Raw genomic sequence first — 18,899 nt, 5'->3', positions numbered from 1 at the left:
TCTAAAAAGCAATCATCAAAAAAGTAAAAATACCTTTAAGGTACACTATATATACAGGGTATTTGAAAATAAAATATAACTCTGCCATTTCGAAGTGTTAATACCAAGATCTTCGCTCAATAAAAAGGCGAAAATGAAGAAAATTATAGCGCCAAAATTTATGCACGCAGACCACCAAAGTGGTAACTTCCGTACAAAATCACCGTTTGTAAATACTAGCCAGAGATATCGTCAAAAATCATCAGACTATATGGTAAGAAGCGTGAACCCATTCTAGTTACTTGATACTTAATAAATTAAGTCATTGTTTAATTTTAGGCGTTTTTATAAAGTGTTATATTACTGAAAACTATACGGCAGCGTTAAAACGGATTAATCATACACAGAGCCAAATAATACATTGTTATACAAAAGGAAAATTTAAAAACCATGGAAAAGGTTGATTAGCATAAAAATCATATTGATGACAACACGCTAATCACAGATAGCTACCTAGAACACCACCCAGAATGTTCGCAGATATTTCAAATCCAAATTTTTCGAGCAATGTAAGTTCGACCGTGACTTTATGAATTGGATAAATAATGCGACTGGATTGACAATAGGTGATGCTGTTCAAGAATGGGCTAGGCGTCATAATCCAAGGTAAGCCTTTAAATTAAAACATTTTTCAGGTGTAGTGTGGGTAATGTGCGTGTTTACGGTGCAATGGTTTAAGTTAAGTGGAGGCGTTGATCACTACTTAACGCGGAGTTATACGATTTAGTCAAGGATGAGAATTTTGGAAATTATAAGAAGTAAGGAATTTAAAGCATCACGAGCTTGGGGTGCTAAAGACATAGCGAACATGAATGGCATCACCACCCGCTTACATTGGACAGATCAACCGTATAAATGGCATATCAATGATGGTGAAGAAGTTTTTGTCGTACTAGATGGTGTTGTAGAAATGCAATATCGCATTGATGGGAAAGAGGAAACTACAATCTTACAGACAGGTGATATTTTCTATGCTTCTGTTGGTACTGAACACGTGGCTCATCCGCAAGGAGAAGCAAGAATTTTAGTCGTTGAAACCGCAGGCAGCGTCTAACAAATAGCTTAAAAGTGACGGCTAAACTTTGGCATTTTTGGATCGGTTTAGTTTGTCTACGGACAAGGAGGCTCGGTGAAAATTACGTTGGTTCGGCCTGGAAAGCCGGTAGCGAGTTCTACCCCTAAAGTTACAGCGGTTGGTTTGGCAAAATGGGGGCGGGCTTACAAGCATTAATTTGCCTTTCTGATCGTCGACCACCTCTAACTTTTTATCAGACATTTGTTTAGGTGTTGGCGAAGATCTAGTTCTGAGTGGCTGAGAGAAATGGATATTCCTAGACGCAAACTCCCGTTTTCGATGTCAGTTAATCGCTGGCTTTTTATATCGCGATTGTGTTGGTTTCTGGGTTTATCTGATAAGAGTGAATCTTATAAAGCAGGTCGCAGGCGTGTAATATCCGTGGTTGACGTAATTATCTCAATTGGCATGAACATATGACAATGCAGTTTTCGGGCATGGTATCTTGAACCGTCTAGTTGCGAATGAATTGAAACAACGTGGTTGGAATATTCAAGGTGAAAGCAAAGGGTTTTGGGGCGAAACTGAACTTATAAACGTAATAAAGCGTTAAATTATTTAAGGTAGAGTCGATGAAATTCAGATGTATTAGTACTTTAGTTATACTTTTAACATGTAGTTCTTGGGCATTCGGAAATGAAGATCTAGTTGAAAGAAAAATTCCAATGTGCGATTACACTAGCCTCATGATTAATGTACCGTCAACTGTCAAAGTAGTTGCCAGAGGTGTGTCGTCTGGTAGCGTCAAAGGTGTCAGTGAAGAGTTAGATACTCTGAAATATACGTGTGATAATGACAAGCTAGAAATCAGCACTAATACCAAGATTAAAATAAAAGAAGGTTTTATCTTTGAGTTTGTCAATGGTTCAATCAATACTCTAACGTTTAATGGAAAGCAAAATGCTTACATTACTGAGTTAGATGCTAAATACTTTCATCTTGCAATTAATGGCTTTGGTCAGTCATTACTATCCGGTCATGTTGAACATTTCATTGTTTCGTTAAATGGTGCCGCTCAAGTGGAAGCGTCATCATTAGAGTCACAATCCGGAAAAATAAATGTAAGTGGCTCAGGTTTAGTTAAAATAAATGTAGTTTCCGAACTAGATGCGAAGGTGAATGGTTCGGGGCGTATTGAGTATTTAGCGAAACCCAATAGCCTGGAAACGCATGTTAATGACAGTGGTTCAATATCATTAAGCCAATAGGCATCAAAAATAGCACAAAGCATAAGTTTACAGGGAGTATGAATGAACTTTAATCAAGCCACTTTAGCGGTTCATGATATCGACTTAGCTGTTGATTTTTATAAAAAGCTTGGATTAATCCAGATTGTTGAAGATGAACACTATGCACGCTTTTCATTTCCAGAGGGAGAATCAACTTTCTCTATCTACCTAGATAAAGACAAAAAGGGGTTAGATTGCCGGGGAGTTGTTTACTTTGAACATCAAGAACTTGATGGGCTTGTTGCGGACTTAAAAAGAAAAGGAATCAAATTCGAACAAGAACCGATAATGCAGCCATATCTTTGGAAAGAAGCCGTTTTAAGTGATCCTTCTGGTAACAAAATTAAATTGTATTGGGCTGGAGAAAATCGCCTTAATCCCCCATGGAGATTGGAACAAAGCGCTTAATAAATTATTCAAGAGGGATTCGTAATACATGTGACGTTTGCAATGCATTGTGTTTATGGCGTTTCCTGCGGGCTGTATGGTATTGCTTACACCGTGACAAGGCGTTAATGATCAGGGAAGAAATGGTGAAAAATGTAGAGTTGAGAGATCCAGCTAAAGGATTAGGGAAAGAATGTGAAACCGTACTTAGAACAGTACCTGATTGGTTTGGTAGAGAGGACGTTTTGCTCACATATGTAGGTCAGATTGACGAGCTAGATACATATACAGCGTGGTTCAAAGGCCAATTAATCGGATTCTTTTCGGTAAATTGTCATAATGAGCATTCCGCAGAGTTACATGTATTAGCTGTGAGTATGGACTATCATCGCCAAGGTGTTGGTAGTGCCTTATACTCAGCCGTAGAGTCTGACCTAAAGGCTAAAGCAATAAAGTTTGTTCAAGTGAAAACTTTAGGTGTCTCAATGAATGATCTTAACTATGAAAAAACGCGGCAGTTTTATATGGCATTAGGTTTTTACCCGCTTGAGGAAATTCCTGACTTTTGGGGGAAAGGCACTCCATGTTTACTCATGGTCAAGCGCATTTAACCAACTGTTTAAAATCACTCGTAACGCGAGGACATTTTTACTTTGCCTCACAGTTTGTGTGTAAGGTGTTTTTCAGAGGCTTAGGTATTGCGTTATTCGCCCTTAATAGAGGGTTATATCATTGGAGGAAAATCAATGAGGGCACCATTTCAAGTATTAGTCTTACCCTATCAAATGACCGATAACGTACCTCGTTTTTTAATTGCACTTAGAAGTGATAATGGCGTATGGCAAGCCATTTCAGGTGGCGGTGAAGATAGTGAGTCATTAGTCGAGGCAGCAAAGCGGGAATTAGCCGAAGAAACTAAGTTAGTTGGCAGTAATTGGCAGCAACTTGACTCAATGTGCATGCTTCCCAAAGTTTTCTATTCCGGACACGAAAACTGGGCAGGCCATCAATATGTGATCCCTGAATATTCTTTTTCAGTTCAAGTCACTAGCGAACCTCAATTATCAAACGAACATACAGAATATCGTTGGTGTAGTTACCAAGAAGCCAATAAGTTGCTGAAATACGACTCAAACAGAATTGCTTTGTGGGAAACCCATGAAAGGCTCAGAAGCACTAGTTGAAAAATACATAACAAAGTGTTCGTGAAGGGCGTCCAGACCATTCGTTCTGCCCTTCTTTAAAATTTAGTCAAACAAAAGGAGTCTGTTTTGACGATCAAAGTGACATTTCTTAACTCTTCAGGAAAGTTAAGTAAATACACAGATTCATTAAATCAAGGAATAGATAAAACGCTAACCAGGGTCGGTGAGTTTTTTGAATTGTCCGAAATTGATATCACTGTTTCTCCCTTCCAGAAAGGTGAAGAGTCACCGTCCGGTTTGGGAGGTTATGCTTTAAGCGAACATAGAGTCGAGTTACTCATTGATTGCAATCGTGATGATATGGATAGGGTGATTGAAGCGGAGTTGATGGAGGTTCTGGCGCATGAACTTCATCATTGCTTGAGGATGAGCTTCCATGTACCTTCTGTCACCCTCTCTCAACAGTTGGTCATGGAGGGACTGGCTTGTCATTTCGAGCACACTGTTACCAATGGCAAACAATCCTTTCTATTTAAAGATTTGCAAGATTATGATTGGCGTCGTGGACTAAAAAAAATGAGCCACCTGTTAGACGTCAGTGACTTCTCGTTAGATAAGCTATTTTTAGGTTCTCACCCAGAAGAATATCCGAAATATGCAGGGTATTGGATTGGTTTTAATTTGGTTTCTGAATATTTAAAGACTCATCAGACTAAGGAAGTCGATATCGTGGGTCTGGATGCTAAATACTTTATTGAGCCCCTTATTTTTAAACCCCTTACATAAAAGCATAACCAGTATTGTGCTTCAGTTTCATCTGTAAACAAAACAAGGGCTAGACGGGCTTGTAACACGTTGATGCCCCTAACACGGTTACATAGGCTCCCGGTTGTTTTGCGTACGCTGGATATCGGTGAGGAGAACTTTCGAACGTGTTATTATTTTGTGAATTAACACATTGCCTTGGTGCTCCTCACCGGGGATACTTAAACTATATTTTGTTCAACCAATGCCATAGAAAGATTGCGGTGGACGTGAATTTACAAGAAATAACGAAAGACAATTGGGTCGATATGATTGACCTTGAAATAGCGACAGAACAAGAAAAATACGTAGCTCTTCCATCAGAGGCGATTGCAGCATCCAAATTTTATGACTACTACGTTAACCGTGGTGTTTATCTTGGAGACAAACCAATTGGTTTTATCCAGTATCATCGAAACTACAATGATGGGAAGTACAACGAAATTTTCATCGACCAATTGCTCATTGACGTAAGTGTTCAAGAACAAGGCTATTAGTCAGAATCTGTAAAACTTGTGCTAGCGGAAATCAAAAAGTTGAAGGCATTAACTCAGTCTCTATTGTTACATCAAAGGTCATGATGTAATGAAAATTTTTTCGATCGATTTAATTTCAACGCCATTTAGCAAGATGAATTCGATGAAACAATTATGGAGTTGCATTTTACCTAACTAAACTTTTCAAGTGTGGTATACATGCGTGAAATTTACGAATAACCTTTTATCGCGGTGATAACTTTCATGGAGGAAACTGATTGAAATTTCCAGAACTACAAACAGAACGCTTAACGCTTTCGCAATTAGCTTCTCAGGATGTATCGCGTATTTTCCTACTATTTTCCAATAATGATGTAGTCAAATACTATGATATTGAAGCCTTTACCGATTCATCACAGTCGATACGTTTGATTGATCACATGCAGCAGAGATTTGAATCAAAGTCTGGTATTCGGTGGGGGATTCGGCTGAAAGACACCAATGAATTGGTTGGCACTTGTGGCTTTAATTCATGGAATATCGGGATGAAATCAGCGGTTATTGGTTATGACTTATTACCCTCTTTCTGGGGTAAAGGAATTGCGACTGAAGCCATTAAACAGATTGTAAATCAAGCGTTTTGGGGTGCACTGCCATGTGGGAAATTAAATAGGATTCAGGCTGATACCATACCAGGCAACATAGCTTCAGAATCAATACTGCTCAAACTAGGCTTTAAAGAAGAAGGTATTCGGCGTCAGAGTGGATACTGGAAAAATCAGTTCCATGATTTAAAGTGTTTTGGGTTAATTAGCAGTGAGTTCATAGATAGTTAAAAGGCATGCAGAGGGGCTACCAACACGCAGCATTTTCAGTCAATTTGAACCTTCGTGATTACGATCGACACAATTGAGTTTGGAGACTATGCGTTGCCAGCCCCTTCGCCGGGTGTTAGGCTCAATCAGTACAGTTAGAGATACACATGGAAATTTTCACCTCACTGTAGGCGTCAATAATGTGCTGAACATCAATTTTCCGACCCAGTTGTACACGTTGGTAATGATTTAACGTCTGATTCAAATACTCTTTGGCTGTCTCAAGTTGTTTGATTGAACCAGGACGCCACATTTGGCTTCCGACTGGCGTAATGCTTTCCGTATTCTCGCTTGCCGATGAAACAAGAATAACCTCATAGAAGCGATGATTCTCTTTGATTAAAGCTTCTTGCTTTAAATCAAGCTGAAGTTCTATGAGTTTCTGTCGCAGAGAAAAGTGGTGATGTACCGGACACAATAAAAAATCGATGTTTAAGGTTGGGTGTTGGGTACAAATAGCCTCAACAAACTGAGCGGTGAGATCACCTCCAACACCAGCGATGATCACTAAGTGGCTGCCCTCATAACGTTGTAAAGGGAGCTGTGAGACATCCAAACAGTGAGTTTCCCACGCTGAATCAGTAAAGTAACGGCTCAATTTGTTTTCGAGCGAATCGATTAAATCCGGCACAATATCAACAAAATGAACCTTGGCCCCAGCTTGTTTAGACAGCAAGGAAGCACCAAGAAATCCGTGATCACAGCAACAATCCCAAATGTGGGTATAGTGAGGCTCTACCATTTGTTCAACTAGTTTCAATCGGTTGCTAAGCTTCAATCGGTTGCTCTGGTTCAAGGTGGTTCTCTACTCAGTGTTTGAAAAATGCGTATTGTAAATATTTTTTTGCGTTTAGCGAGTCAGAATCAGCTCACAAGGATTTAGGACTCTAACATTCATTTTCATATCCGAAGAAAATCCGTTCTCACAAAAGCACTTACGTTTTTTTTTCTACCTCATTTTTGGTGGTTCAGATTTGCAAGCTGTCAGCTTTCACCGCCAGCAAGGTCATCAGTCATTACACGTTGTCCCCTCTCTATTTTTTCACCTATGCGGCACTTTTTTCTTGGTCTGCCCAGTTTCAGCGCGGGTGTACTTTGCCTTCTGCCCATTAACATTAAAATCCGGCAAAGTATTCTTGCCATTTCCGTCATTTAACCCCGTCCAAGAAAAGCGCTAAATAACCACCAGAACAAAAAGAAAACAAAAGGTGATTCAATGCGCTCTTACCCTAGAATCAACATTCATTTAGATACGATCACAGAAAATACCCGTCAGATGGTCACCGCATGTGCCGCTCATGGTGTCACACCTGCCGGTGTCACCAAACTGGCTTGCGCTCTGCCTGAAGTCGGTAATGCTATCCTCGCCGGTGGCATTACCCTGCTGGCAGATTCACGCCTCAGCAACCTCAAAAAACTCCAGCCGCTGCGTGCCCAGACCCTGCTTTTGCGCCTGCCGGCCCTGAGCGAAGTGGAAGAGGTTGTGCAATTTGCCGATATTTCCCTGAACTCTGAACGCGTCACTCTTCAGGCGTTGTCCGAGGCAGCACGGGCTCTGGGAAAACGCCATCAGGTTATCGTGATGCATGACCTCGGGGATCTGCGGGAAGGTGGTTTCTATGAAGAAGAAACTCTGTCACTGTGCCGGGAGGCCACCCGTTTACCGGGTATTGAACTCGTCGGGCTGGGTACCAACCTGGCTTGCTATGGGGGGGTCGAACCGACAACCGCCAATCAAAACCAACTGCTCGCCCTCGCCCGTCAGGTCGAAAAAGAAAATGGCCTGCACCTGAGCTATATCTCCGGGGCCAGCTCAGCCGGACTGGGCCTGATGATGCGCCACGAACTGCCCGCCGGCATCAATCAGCTACGGCTGGGAGCGTCCCTGCTGATGGGCATAGGCCTCAATGACGATCCGGTACCGCACACCCGTCAAGACACCTTTCAACTTGAGGCCGAGATCATTGAGATCAAAGTCAAGCCGTCTGTACCGGTTAATTCCACTGCGCTTGATGCTTTCGGTAACAAGCCGGAGTTTGTCGACCGCGGCTTGCGTCGCCGGGCCCTGTGTGCCATCGGCAAGCAGGATGTTGATATCCATGAACTGATGCCGGTTGATAACCAGATCATTATTGTGGGGGGCAGCAGTGACCACCTCATTTTGGATATTGACGACTGCGAGCAGCACTACGAAATCGGCAGTACCGTTAAATTCAACCTGTCATACGGCGCCGTGCTGCAGTGCATGACCTCGGAGTATGTGTATAAGCACATGATCTAACAAAGCGGTTTATCCAAGCCGCTGTTCAGAACCCGAGACTCAAGCGATGTCACTTAATCGATGTAAACCAAGCAACTGACCTCTGAACCCGCAGCCCGGAACGGGCTGCTAAGGAAGCACCATGTTAAAAATAAAAAAGTTTCCCAATACCTTTACTATCCTGTTCTTCCTGATCGCCATGTTTGCCATGCTGACCTACATGCTGCCAGCAGGAAAATACATTCGTGAAATGAACCCTCAACTGGGGCGAGAAGTGCCGGTACCCGGTTCTTACCATGTCATTGACAGTTCCCCGCAGGGGCTATTTGATACCCTGATGGCACCTATTTCCGGCTTTTACGATCCAGTGTCAGGCGTCATCGGCGCGATTGATGTCAGCCTGTTTGTCCTGATGGTCGGCGGCTTCCTCGGAATCGTCACCAAAACCGGGGCAATTGATACCGGGATTGCCCGTATCATGGTGCTGCTCAAGGGGCGGGAAATCTATATGATCCCGATCCTGATGGTGCTGTTCGCTTTAGGTGGCACCTCGTACGGCATGGCCGAAGAATCCCTCGCCTTTTATGGTTTGCTCATACCCATTTTTATGACCGCGCGTTTTGACCCGCTGGTTGCCGTCTCCGTGATCTTTATCGGGACAGGGATTGGCACCCTTGGTTCTACCATCAACCCGTTCGGCACCGTTATCGCGTCCAACGCGGCCAGCGTCGATTTTATCAGCGGTATCGAACTGCGTTTTGTGATTCTGGCTGTCGCCCTGTTTGTGGGTTGTGCCTACGTCATGCACTATGCCCGCAAAGTGCAGCGTGATCCGAACGCCTCGTTGATTGCCCACCTACGTAAAGACCATGAAGCCCACTTTCTGGCGGGCAAACCTACTGGCGATAACCTGGCCCCTCTGACTCTGGCACAGAAAGGTGTACTTGTTCTGTTCATTCTGACCTTCGCCATCATGATTTACGGGGTATCCGTCCAAGGATGGTGGATGGCAGAAATGGCCACTCTGTTTATTTTCATGGGGATTTTATGCGGTCTGGTCGGACGTTTGAAAGAAGACGAATTGATTAACTCGTTTGTTGCCGGGGCTGCCGACCTAATTGGGGTGGCACTGATTGTCGGGGTTGCCCGCGGGATTGTCGTGGTCATGGAAGCGGGGAATATTACCGATACCATTCTGAGCTACGCGGAAACGCTGGTCGCCGGTAAAAGCAGTATTCTGTTCATCAATACGGTTTACTGGATTGAAATGTTGCTGTCGTTTATTGTGCCGTCAACATCCGGACTGGCCGTGATGAGTATGCCAATCCTTGCGCCACTGAGTGACTTTGCCAACACCGGCCGTGATTTGGTCGTGACTGCCTTCATGAGTGGCATCGGGACTGTTCTGTTTATCACCCCCACTTACGGGGTACTGATGGGCGGCTTGGCGATTGCCAAAATTCCGTACATCACCTGGCTGAAGTTTATCGGTCCATTGGTCGCATTCTTCGTGGTACTGAACGGTATTGTACTGTCAATCGGCGCAACCCTTTAAAATAAGAGAAGCCTTGGCACCAGCATTGATGTCGCTTGGCAGTTTATCTGGAAAGGCAAAGTACCACACAGCATAAACCACACGCCTATGCATCTATGCAGTAGCGCATTAACGCAATAACGTAAAACGCACCACCGCCGCACCGTCCCAGCCTTGTCAGGACGGTGCGGTTGTTTTCTGACTGAATCTCGCCTGAACTTGTCTGTTTTTTCATCACACACTGTCCTGAAAGCTGGCATACTCGATGAAGCCGGCGCACTGCACTAAGGTAATAAAACAGTAGCCGGACATCTTCAGTTTCCGGGAGGCAACCATGAACAAACGTATTCACCTGACAGCCTGTTTATTGTCTGGCGCATTCTTCGCCGGGTTAAGCTCTTCAGCATGGGCAGAGCCAGATTTCACCTTTCAATCTCCCCCTGCCGTCGTTGTCTGGAGCCAGACCGACACATACCGCGATGTTGAAGCCGTCGACGAAGTGCAGTCGCGTTTTGAGCAGCGGGTCTTTAAACAAATATCAGCGTTTTTCGGTGAGGCCGCCAAATCCAAACTGACCGGCGAAGAGACACTGTATATAGAAGTCACCAACCTGGATCTGGCTGGTGATGTACGATTTCGGCCGGGAGTCACTCGCGAATTGCGCATTCTGGATGACCTGACGCCTCCCCGCATCACATTTAGCTACAAAATGATGAAGGGTGAGCAGGTGCTCAAGCAGGGTGACGAAAAACTCTCCGACATCAACTACCTCAATAGCGTTATCGGCCCGGCAAGAGATCGGCCTTTTGCCTATGAAAACCAGTTAATTAAAAACTGGGTAAAGAAAACACTTTGAATCGAGTAATGGCCTGACATCCCCGACATCAGGCCCCATCGACTATTCAGGCGAAGTAACTGCTTTATTTTTGTTACTGGTGCGCACAGCTATCACCGCGCGCTTCAAATCGGTTTTTCCTCCTGCCAGCCCTTGTACTGAGCATATTACGCCGGGTAGTGAAAACTCTCAGCCCGGCGCTCACCACCCAAACCTGCCGTCAGAGAGTGAGCATTTGATCACAAGATAGATCATATGTTCGCAGCGGTAATTCCTGAACACCGATAAACAGTCAACATAAATTCACCATATTTCGTTCACCCACTGAGGATTATATGGCTGTAATGAGATCCCATCGGTGTTTATCTGGAATTTTCATTGACAAAGTTTCATAAAATGCTAATTATCGAAGCATCAATTGTTCTTCATAGATCCATTTGCTCAACATCAGGATATGATGGTTAGGGGCGGAATATGAAGGAAACGTAATCGCGGATTTACTAGCTACACTTTAGGCTAGGTCGAGACAAGCCCACACAGATTAAGGTCGAGAGATATGAGCACTAAATTGGAACAACTGCGCGCGCTGACTACTGTTGTTGCTGACACCGGCGACATCGATGCTATTAGCAAGTACAAACCTCAGGACGCGACCACTAACCCTTCACTGATCCTGAAAGCCGCTCAAATCGAAGAGTACGCCCCGCTGATTGAACAGGCCATTGCTTACGCAAAAGCACAAAGCGATGACAAACAACAGCAAATTGCTGATACCTGTGACATGCTGGCAGTAAACATCGGTAAAGAAATCCTGAACGTGATTCCTGGCCGTATCTCGACTGAAGTTGATGCTCGTCTGTCTTACGACACTGAAGGCAGCATCAAGAAAGCCCGTCAACTGATCAAAATGTACAATGATGCCGGTATCTCGAATGACCGCATCCTGATCAAACTGGCTTCGACCTGGGAAGGTATCCGCGCTGCAGAAGTACTGGAAAAAGAAGGCATCAACTGTAACCTGACCCTGCTGTTCTCATTTGCCCAGGCACGTGCGTGTGCAGAAGCCGGTGTTTTCCTGATCTCGCCATTCGTTGGCCGTATCATGGACTGGTACAAAGCCAAAGAAGGCCGTGATTTCGAGCCATCAGAAGATCCAGGCGTACTGTCTGTAACCAGCATCTACAACTACTACAAAGAACACGGTTACAACACTGTGGTAATGGGTGCGAGCTTCCGTAACACGGGTGAAATCCTGGAACTGGCAGGCTGTGACCGCCTGACCATCAGCCCGCAACTGCTGCAAGAGCTGGAAGAAGCTCAAGGCGACGTTGTACAGAAACTGACTCCGGCGACCAACATTAAAGAGCGTCCAGCAGCAATGACACACGCTGAGTTCCTGTGGGATCACAACCAAGACCCAATGGCGGTTGAGAAGCTGGCCGAAGGTATCCGCAACTTCGCGGTTGACCAGGGCAAGCTGGAAGCAATGATTGCTGAGCGCCTGTAAGCGTTAATGAAATTTCAGAAAGCGGCCCTTCATCGCCGCTTTCTTCCTTTTTTATCGACTCAAATTCTATAGTGGAAACCAATATGGAACGTAAAGAACTGGCCAATGCAATCCGTGCCCTGAGCATGGACGGTGTGCAACAAGCTAACTCTGGTCACCCGGGTGCCCCAATGGGTATGGCTGACATCGCCGAAGTGCTTTGGCGTTCACACATGAACCACAACCCTCAGAACCCGCAGTGGGCTGATCGCGACCGTTTCGTCCTGTCGAACGGCCACGGCTCGATGCTGATTTACTCTCTGCTTCACCTGACCGGTTACGATCTGTCTATCGATGATCTGAAAAACTTCCGTCAGCTGCACTCGAAAACCCCGGGTCACCCTGAGTACGGTTACGCACCGGGTATCGAAACGACGACTGGTCCGCTGGGTCAGGGCATCACCAATGCCGTAGGTATGGCGATTGCGGAAAAAGCACTGGCTGCGCAGTTCAACAAAGACGGCCATGACATCGTTGACCACTTCACCTACGTGTTCATGGGCGACGGCTGTCTGATGGAAGGCATCTCTCACGAAGCGTGCTCACTGGCCGGTACTCTGGGCCTGGGCAAACTGATCGCATTTTGGGATGACAATGGCATTTCTATCGACGGTCACGTGGAAGGCTGGTTCTCCGACGACACACCAAAACGTTTTGAAGCATACGGCTGGCACGTTATTCCAGCGGTTGACGGTCACGATTCTGACGCGATCAACGCGGCAATCGAAGCGGCGAAAGCCGACCCTCGTCCAACCCTGATTTGTACTAAGACCATCATCGGTTTCGGTTCACCAAACAAAGCTGGCTCACACGACTGTCACGGTGCACCACTGGGCCACGACGAAATCGCGGCTGCCCGTGAATTCCTGTGCTGGAACCACGGTCCGTTTGAAATCCCGGCAGACATCTACGCTGAGTGGGATGCAAAAGAAGCGGGCGCTGCCAAAGAAGCGACCTGGAACGACAAGTTCGCGGCGTACCAAGCGGCTTACCCTGAGCTGGCTGCTGAGTACAAGCGCCGTGTCAACGGTGAGCTACCAGCGAACTGGGAAGAAGCGACCAGCGCAATCATTGCTGAGTTGCAAGCCAACCCAGCGAACATCGCATCCCGTAAAGCGTCTCAAAACGCGCTGGAAGCGTTCGGTAAACTGCTGCCGGAATTCATGGGCGGCTCAGCTGACCTGGCACCGTCTAACCTGACCATGTGGTCTGGCTCGAAGTCTCTGGAAGCGGGTGACTTCTCGGGTAACTACATCCATTACGGTGTACGTGAATTCGGCATGACTGCGATCATCAACGGTATCGCCCTGCACGGCGGTTTCGTGCCTTACGGTGCCACCTTCCTGATGTTCATGGAATACGCCCGTAACGCAATGCGCATGGCCGCTCTGATGAAAATTCAGAACATCCAAGTGTACACGCACGACTCTATCGGTCTGGGTGAAGACGGTCCGACGCACCAGCCGGTTGAGCAAATGGCGTCTCTGCGCCTGACGCCGAACATGAGCACATGGCGTCCGTGTGACCAGGTTGAGTCTGCGGTTGCCTGGAAACTGGCTATCGAGCGTAAAGACGCGCCATCAGCGCTGATCTTCTCGCGTCAGAACCTGGCGCAGCAAGAGCGCTCTGAGGTTCAGGTGGCTGACATCGCGAAGGGTGGTTACATCCTGAAAGATTGTGCTGGCAAACCTGAGCTGATCCTGATCGCGACCGGCTCTGAAGTGGAGCTGGCTGTGAACGCAGCAGCGGAACTGACTGCCGAAGGCAAGCTGGTTCGCGTGGTCTCTATGCCATCGACTGACACGTTCGACAAGCAAGACGCGGCATACCGCGAAACAGTGCTGCCATCAGACGTGACAGCACGTATCGCTATCGAAGCGGGTATCGCAGATTTCTGGTACAAGTACGTCGGTTTCGACGGCCGCATCATCGGCATGACCAGCTTCGGTGAATCTGCACCGGCTGGCCAACTGTTCGAAATGTTCGGCTTTACCACTGAGAATGTCGTCAGCACAGCGAAAGAGCTACTGGCGTAATTCCCGGTTGGCGTCAGCACGCCGACTTTCAAAATAAAGAATCAAACCCGGCTACTGGCCGGGTTTGTTTTTCTGCCGCGGGGTCATTGCGGTTTGGGCCTCCGGTTTTATCCCCTTTCGACTTTCCTTCTCATACCCATCTTATTCCCCCTCCTATGCCCTCTGGCATTTCACCTGATTTTTTTTCGTTACTGATTTCTTTGCATCTATTTTTGCTGCTTTTTATCTTCTGCTCCCTGCTGGCGAATACCGATTCTGATCGCACTTCTGTGAAACGACTCTCTGGGACAGTGGGTTTAAGGTCGCTTGTGCGCCATCTCACTCGCGGTCGGCCGCGCTGCATTAGCAATTCCGTCCAGCCCCAGATCATCGCGCAGGTGCTCGGGGATATCTGACAGATACTGCAAATTTCGGCGCTGCTGTCGCCAGCTTTTCAATAAAGACAACCCACGCTTAACTGAGTTAACCACTTGCTTAACGGTCGGAAATACAGGGTCATACATTGTCATCATCTTTTAATCGCCTATTCATCTAAAATGTATGATTTATTTTTGTTCACCGACGACGTATGCTCAAACGATTGATTCTGGCACTCAGTTAAGGAAAACTTATGTCAATACCGAGTGACCCGCACAAACGTATGCCCCCGTTGCAAGGTTTGTATTATTTCTATCAGGCGGCGCACCTTGGCAGCTTTAAAGCCGCAGCGGATGCCCTGTTCGTGACGGCGGCGGCCATCAGCCAGCAAATCCGGCTGCTGGAAGAATGGCTGGGAACGCCCCTGTTTTATCGCCAGCACCGCAAGGTGGTGCTGACCCCTGAGGGGGCGATTTTGTTCGAGCACACGCAACAAGGATTTAGCTCGATCCAGAATGGCGTATGGCTGATAAATAACGACCCTGAGCCGCACAGACTGGCACTCTCGACCCTGCCCTCCTTTTCCCAACATTGGCTGGTTCCGCGTATGACCAGTTTCCGGGAAGCACACCCGTCGCTGTCCGTTCTGGTGGAATCCAAAAATGAGCTGAATTCCTTTGAAAAATCATCCGTTGACCTTTGTATTCGCTACGGGAAAGGCCAGTATGCCGGACTAACCAGTCAATGGCTGATGGACGACCTGCTTTACCCGGTTTGCCACCCGCTTTATCAGGCGCAGCATCAGCTCCACACGGTCGATGACTTGCAACGCGCTCACCTGATTGGCGATATCTGGCCGGATATGGACTGGGGGCGCTGGCTGTCACTGGTCGGTGCCAGAGGCGGCTGCTCAGCATTGGCCTATGACGGTGCCAATTATGTGCTTGAAGGGGCATTATCGGTTCAGGGAGTGGCACTGGCTCGCCACAGTCTGGCCCACCGCTATCAGGAAGAAGGGAAACTGGTCAGAATAGGCAACATTGCCGTGAGGCCGGCTTTTCGCTATCACCTGTGTGCGCCTGAGGGATATTTCCGCCGCGAGAAAGTCATCCAGTTTTGCGAATGGATCCGCCAGCAGGCTGACGACTTCCGGCAAACCTGGCCTGCGGAGCTGACAATTATCGAGGGGTAAGCTGTAACGTCAGGTTGAGCACCCTCTTTCACATTGCCGATCAAACTCCCAACCGATAAGTCAGGTATGGCACTCGCCCCGCTCGCCATCAAACCGCAGCGGGGCAAGTGTCAACACAGCGACGATTTCACCCAGATACTACGACTTCACCCAGATACTACGACCTCACCCAGATGCTGCCGTCTTCCACTTTGACCGACCAGGTTGCAAGACTGATCGCCGGCTGTTCCAGGCACTGCCCGGTGCGCAAATTGAAATGCTGTTTGTAGAGGGGCGAGGCCACGCACAGCTCTCCCTTGAGATCGCCAACAATTCCCCGCGCCATCACATAAGCCTTCCCGATAGGGTCCCAGTTATCCAGCGCGAAAACAGCAGGATCCTGAGTCGGTACGTAAAACAGCGCCAGTTGCTGGCCGTTTACAATCGCGCCCATCCCGGTGTTCGCCACCAGCGCATCCAAACCACAGATTTTTATCCAGCTCATACTTCCTCCCTGGCAGCCGCTGCAACCGCACTGTCTGCCGCTTTGCTACCTTTTGTCTTTAGGTCTAGCTGCCGGACAGGGATACGCTGCCCGCGTTCGCGCTGATACGCTGGGGGGGAAATCAATGCTTGAGATTGCCCGTCTGCCTCCTGACTTTCTGCGTTAACAAAACGGCGGAACCGGGCCAATTTATCCGGTGTAGATAACGTGGTTTTCCACTCACACTGGTAGGTGTCCACCACATGGGCCATCTGCTGCTCCAGCTCGGCATGAATCCCCAGGCTGTCATCCACCACCACGCGACGTAGGTAGTCCAGCCCGCCGTCGAGGCTTTCCAGCCAGACGGAGGTGCGCTGTAAACGATCTGCCGTCCGGATATAAAACATCAGCACCCGATCAATCAGCCGCACCAGATCTTCCGTCGACAAATCCGAAGCGAGTAAATCCGCATGGCGCGGCCGCATACCGCCGTTACCACAGACATACAGATTCCAGCCTTTGTCTGTGGCAATCACACCAATGTCCTTACTTTGCGCTTCGGCACATTCGCGGGTACAGCCCGATACAGCAAATTTGAGCTTATGGGGTGAGCGCAGTCCCTTGTAGCGGTTTTCGAGCATGATGGCGAGGCCGATGGAGTCATCGACCCCGTAACGGCACCAGGTCGAGCCGACACAAGATTTCACCGTTCGGAGTGATTTGCCGTAGGCATGGCCGGTTTCAAAACCGGCATCAATCAGCGCTTGCCAGATATCCGGCAGTTGCTCAAGCTGAGCTCCGAACAGATCGACCCGCTGACCGCCGGTGATCTTGGTGTAAAGGTCATATTTTTTGGCCACTTCGCCGAGCACGATCAGTTTGTCCGGGGTAATTTCCCCGCCGGGGATACGCGGCACAACCGAATAACTGCCGTCTTTTTGCATATTTGCCAAAAATGCATCATTGGTGTCCTGCAAAGGCTGGTGCTGAGGTTCCAGCACATGCTCATTCCACAATGAGGCAAAGATGGACGCTGCGGCAGGCTTACAAATATCACAGCCCAGCGCATGACTTGTGTTTTGGTGATGATTCAGATTCGAGCCCTGGCCATAACGGCTGATCAGTGTTTCAAAATTGCGGATTTTTTCTACCCGAGCCAAATGAAACAATTCCTGACGGGTAAAGGCAAAGTGCTCACAAAGATGCTGGTTCACTTCCATTCCGAGCGCCGCCAACTCTTCATCGAGAATGGTTTTCACCATGGTGCTACAGCCGCCACAACCGGTGCCGGCCTTGGTGCAACTTTTCAGTTCTGACAGCTCATGCATCCCGGCCTGCACCGCCGCCGTAATATCACCCCGGGTCACGTTGTGGCAGGAACAGATCATGGCTCCGGGATCCTGTTTGCCTTTCAGCACCGAGCAGTCAAACAGCAGCTCCGCCGGGTGAGCAGGCAGTGGCATCTGATTCAGGTAACATTGCAGCAAAGCGTCGTAATCCTGATTATCACCAATCAGGATAGCCCCCAACAGCTGATCACCCGTTTCATTGACCACCAGCTTTTTGTATACGCCGGCACGCATGTCCTGCAGCACCATTTCCTGACAATCGTCGCCCTGACCGAGCGAGTTGCCAATAGCTGCCACATCGACGCCCAGCAGCTTCAGTTTGGTGCTCATATCAGCACCGCCGAACGTCGCATCACCGCCGAGGATCTGATCTGCCACAATACGCGCCATACTGTACCCCGGGGCGACCAAGCCGAAAATACGCTGCTGCCACAAGGCACATTCGCCAATTGCGTAAATATTGGGATCGCTGGTCTGACAGGCATCATTGATCACGATACCGCCGCGTTCACCCACCGCCAGCCCGCCCTTCCGGGCGAGGGAGTCCTGCGGGCGGATCCCGGCCGAGAACACAATCACGTCCACCTCCAGCGGATCGTGCTCCTTAAAGTTCATTCGGTGATAAGCCGTCTCCCCATCCGAAATAGAAGTGGTCGCCCGGTTGGTGTGAACCTGCACACCCAGCTCCGACACTTTGCTGCGCAACAACGCGCTACCTGCGTCATCAATTTGTACCGGCATCAGGCGCGGCGCGAACTCTACCACATGGGTTTCCAGCCCGAGCAACCGCAGGGCATTGGCCGCTTCCAGCCCCAACAACCCGCCCCCTACGACAGCGCCGCTTCTGGCACCGGTACACGCGGTTTTGATTGCCGATAAATCGTCTAAAGTCCGGTAGACAAAACAGTTATTCCTGTCGCTGCCGGTTAAAGGTGGCACGAACGGGTAGGATCCTGTTGCCAATACCAGCTTGTCATAGGCCAGCTGGCTGTCGCCCGCCAGCGTGACCCGCTTTTTCTCACAATCAATAGCCACGACCGGCTCGCCCAGCAGCAGTTCAATGCCGTTTTCCTGATACCAGGCTTCGCTGCTCAGCAGCAGCGCGTGATGATCATTGCCGGAAAAAAGGGAGGACATATGTACCCTGTCGTACGCGACAAAGCGTTCCTCGCCCAGCACCACAATCTGATAACGTTGCTGGGCATTTTTCGCCACCAACTGCTCAATCAGGTGATGGCCAACCATGCCGTTACCCACCACCAGTAATTTTTCTCTTTGCATCAACATTTTGCTCTCC

19 protein-coding genes and 1 pseudogene are annotated in these 18,899 nt (G+C 48.1%); 15 read left to right on the top strand and 5 right to left on the bottom strand.

What is annotated here, in order from left to right; all coding sequences use genetic code 11:
• The first annotated feature begins 459 nt into the window (after positions 1 to 459).
• The 9 genes and pseudogenes from C9I92_RS25660 (at position 460) to C9I92_RS07345 (ending at position 5,991) form a co-directional block, all read left to right on the top strand.
• Positions 460 to 649: pseudogene (locus C9I92_RS25660) on the top strand (DUF6434 domain-containing protein).
• Between the two features lie 132 nt (positions 650 to 781).
• Positions 782 to 1,093, top strand: a complete 312-nt coding sequence (locus C9I92_RS07385; RefSeq protein ID WP_047885195.1) for a cupin domain-containing protein — start codon at positions 782 to 784, stop codon at positions 1,091 to 1,093.
• 593 nt (positions 1,094 to 1,686) lie between these two features.
• A complete protein-coding gene (locus C9I92_RS07380; RefSeq protein WP_242551939.1) occupies positions 1,687 to 2,322 on the top strand; it encodes a GIN domain-containing protein in 636 nt (211 codons plus the stop codon).
• Positions 2,323 to 2,364: 42 nt separating this feature from the next.
• On the top strand, positions 2,365 to 2,751 hold the full coding sequence (locus C9I92_RS07375) for a VOC family protein (RefSeq protein WP_047885196.1): 387 nt from the start codon (positions 2,365 to 2,367) through the stop codon (positions 2,749 to 2,751).
• 107 nt (positions 2,752 to 2,858) lie between these two features.
• Positions 2,859 to 3,341 (top strand): GNAT family N-acetyltransferase, encoded by a 483-nt coding sequence (locus C9I92_RS07370; RefSeq protein ID WP_242551938.1) that lies wholly within the window; start codon positions 2,859 to 2,861, stop codon positions 3,339 to 3,341.
• Between the two features lie 135 nt (positions 3,342 to 3,476).
• Entirely contained in the window at positions 3,477 to 3,914 is a 438-nt protein-coding gene (locus tag C9I92_RS07360; protein ID WP_047885197.1) for an NUDIX hydrolase, read from the top strand.
• An 87-nt stretch (positions 3,915 to 4,001) separates the two neighbouring features.
• The gene (locus tag C9I92_RS07355; protein WP_047885198.1) at positions 4,002 to 4,661 is read left to right on the top strand and encodes a DUF2268 domain-containing putative Zn-dependent protease; all 660 of its coding nucleotides are present in this window, start codon (positions 4,002 to 4,004) and stop codon (positions 4,659 to 4,661) included.
• Between the two features lie 248 nt (positions 4,662 to 4,909).
• The gene (locus C9I92_RS07350) at positions 4,910 to 5,176 is read left to right on the top strand and encodes a hypothetical protein (RefSeq protein WP_211320520.1); all 267 of its coding nucleotides are present in this window, start codon (positions 4,910 to 4,912) and stop codon (positions 5,174 to 5,176) included.
• Between the two features lie 257 nt (positions 5,177 to 5,433).
• Positions 5,434 to 5,991: a GNAT family N-acetyltransferase gene (locus tag C9I92_RS07345; RefSeq protein WP_047885199.1), complete on the top strand. Its 558-nt coding sequence runs from the start codon at positions 5,434 to 5,436 to the stop codon at positions 5,989 to 5,991.
• Between the two features lie 121 nt (positions 5,992 to 6,112).
• Here C9I92_RS07345 and C9I92_RS07340 read toward each other — a convergent pair whose 3' ends face one another.
• Positions 6,113 to 6,826 carry a tRNA (adenine(22)-N(1))-methyltransferase gene (locus tag C9I92_RS07340; protein WP_242551937.1) on the bottom strand — a complete coding sequence of 238 codons (714 nt, stop codon included), beginning with the start codon at positions 6,824 to 6,826 and terminating at the stop codon, positions 6,113 to 6,115.
• A 420-nt stretch (positions 6,827 to 7,246) separates the two neighbouring features.
• Here C9I92_RS07340 and C9I92_RS07335 point away from each other — a divergent pair, with 420 nt between their 5' ends.
• Both C9I92_RS07335 and C9I92_RS07330 read left to right on the top strand, forming a co-directional pair.
• Positions 7,247 to 8,311 (top strand): alanine/ornithine racemase family PLP-dependent enzyme, encoded by a 1,065-nt coding sequence (locus C9I92_RS07335; RefSeq protein WP_047885201.1) that lies wholly within the window; start codon positions 7,247 to 7,249, stop codon positions 8,309 to 8,311.
• Positions 8,312 to 8,432: 121 nt separating this feature from the next.
• Positions 8,433 to 9,845 carry a YfcC family protein gene (locus C9I92_RS07330; protein ID WP_047885202.1) on the top strand — a complete coding sequence of 471 codons (1,413 nt, stop codon included), beginning with the start codon at positions 8,433 to 8,435 and terminating at the stop codon, positions 9,843 to 9,845.
• A gap of 85 nt (positions 9,846 to 9,930) precedes the next feature.
• On the opposite strand, the gene C9I92_RS25765 is transcribed toward C9I92_RS07330, so the two are convergent.
• Positions 9,931 to 10,059 carry a hypothetical protein gene (locus C9I92_RS25765; protein ID WP_273860170.1) on the bottom strand — a complete coding sequence of 43 codons (129 nt, stop codon included), beginning with the start codon at positions 10,057 to 10,059 and terminating at the stop codon, positions 9,931 to 9,933.
• Between the two features lie 99 nt (positions 10,060 to 10,158).
• Here C9I92_RS25765 and C9I92_RS07325 point away from each other — a divergent pair, with 99 nt between their 5' ends.
• The 3 genes from C9I92_RS07325 to tkt all read left to right on the top strand — a co-directional run bounded on the left by C9I92_RS07325 (position 10,159) and on the right by tkt (position 14,241).
• Positions 10,159 to 10,680 (top strand): DUF3016 domain-containing protein, encoded by a 522-nt coding sequence (locus C9I92_RS07325; RefSeq protein WP_047885203.1) that lies wholly within the window; start codon positions 10,159 to 10,161, stop codon positions 10,678 to 10,680.
• 535 nt (positions 10,681 to 11,215) lie between these two features.
• A complete protein-coding gene (tal, locus tag C9I92_RS07320; RefSeq protein WP_047885204.1) occupies positions 11,216 to 12,166 on the top strand; it encodes a transaldolase in 951 nt (316 codons plus the stop codon).
• A gap of 83 nt (positions 12,167 to 12,249) precedes the next feature.
• Positions 12,250 to 14,241: a transketolase gene (gene tkt / locus C9I92_RS07315; RefSeq protein ID WP_107193829.1), complete on the top strand. Its 1,992-nt coding sequence runs from the start codon at positions 12,250 to 12,252 to the stop codon at positions 14,239 to 14,241.
• Positions 14,242 to 14,537: 296 nt separating this feature from the next.
• Here the strand turns inward: tkt and C9I92_RS07310 are convergent, their stop codons facing one another.
• A complete protein-coding gene (locus C9I92_RS07310) occupies positions 14,538 to 14,753 on the bottom strand; it encodes a DUF1127 domain-containing protein (RefSeq protein WP_146149671.1) in 216 nt (71 codons plus the stop codon).
• Positions 14,754 to 14,851: 98 nt separating this feature from the next.
• On the opposite strand from C9I92_RS07310, the gene C9I92_RS07305 reads away from it, so the two are divergent.
• The gene (locus C9I92_RS07305; RefSeq protein ID WP_047884894.1) at positions 14,852 to 15,790 is read left to right on the top strand and encodes a LysR substrate-binding domain-containing protein; all 939 of its coding nucleotides are present in this window, start codon (positions 14,852 to 14,854) and stop codon (positions 15,788 to 15,790) included.
• 157 nt (positions 15,791 to 15,947) lie between these two features.
• On the opposite strand, the gene nirD is transcribed toward C9I92_RS07305, so the two are convergent.
• Together nirD and nirB are read right to left on the bottom strand one after the other, a co-directional pair.
• Positions 15,948 to 16,274: a nitrite reductase small subunit NirD gene (gene nirD / locus C9I92_RS07300; RefSeq protein WP_047884895.1), complete on the bottom strand. Its 327-nt coding sequence runs from the start codon at positions 16,272 to 16,274 to the stop codon at positions 15,948 to 15,950.
• Positions 16,271 to 18,883 (bottom strand): nitrite reductase large subunit NirB, encoded by a 2,613-nt coding sequence (gene nirB, locus C9I92_RS07295; protein WP_047885139.1) that lies wholly within the window; start codon positions 18,881 to 18,883, stop codon positions 16,271 to 16,273. The genes nirD and nirB overlap by 4 nt, the downstream gene beginning before the upstream one ends.
• Positions 18,884 to 18,899 lie beyond the last annotated feature (16 nt).

The sequence above is a fragment of the Photobacterium ganghwense genome (genome assembly GCF_003025595.1).
GTDB classification, from domain to species: domain Bacteria; phylum Pseudomonadota; class Gammaproteobacteria; order Enterobacterales; family Vibrionaceae; genus Photobacterium; species Photobacterium ganghwense.
This window is presented reverse-complemented; position numbering and strand designations above follow the sequence as displayed.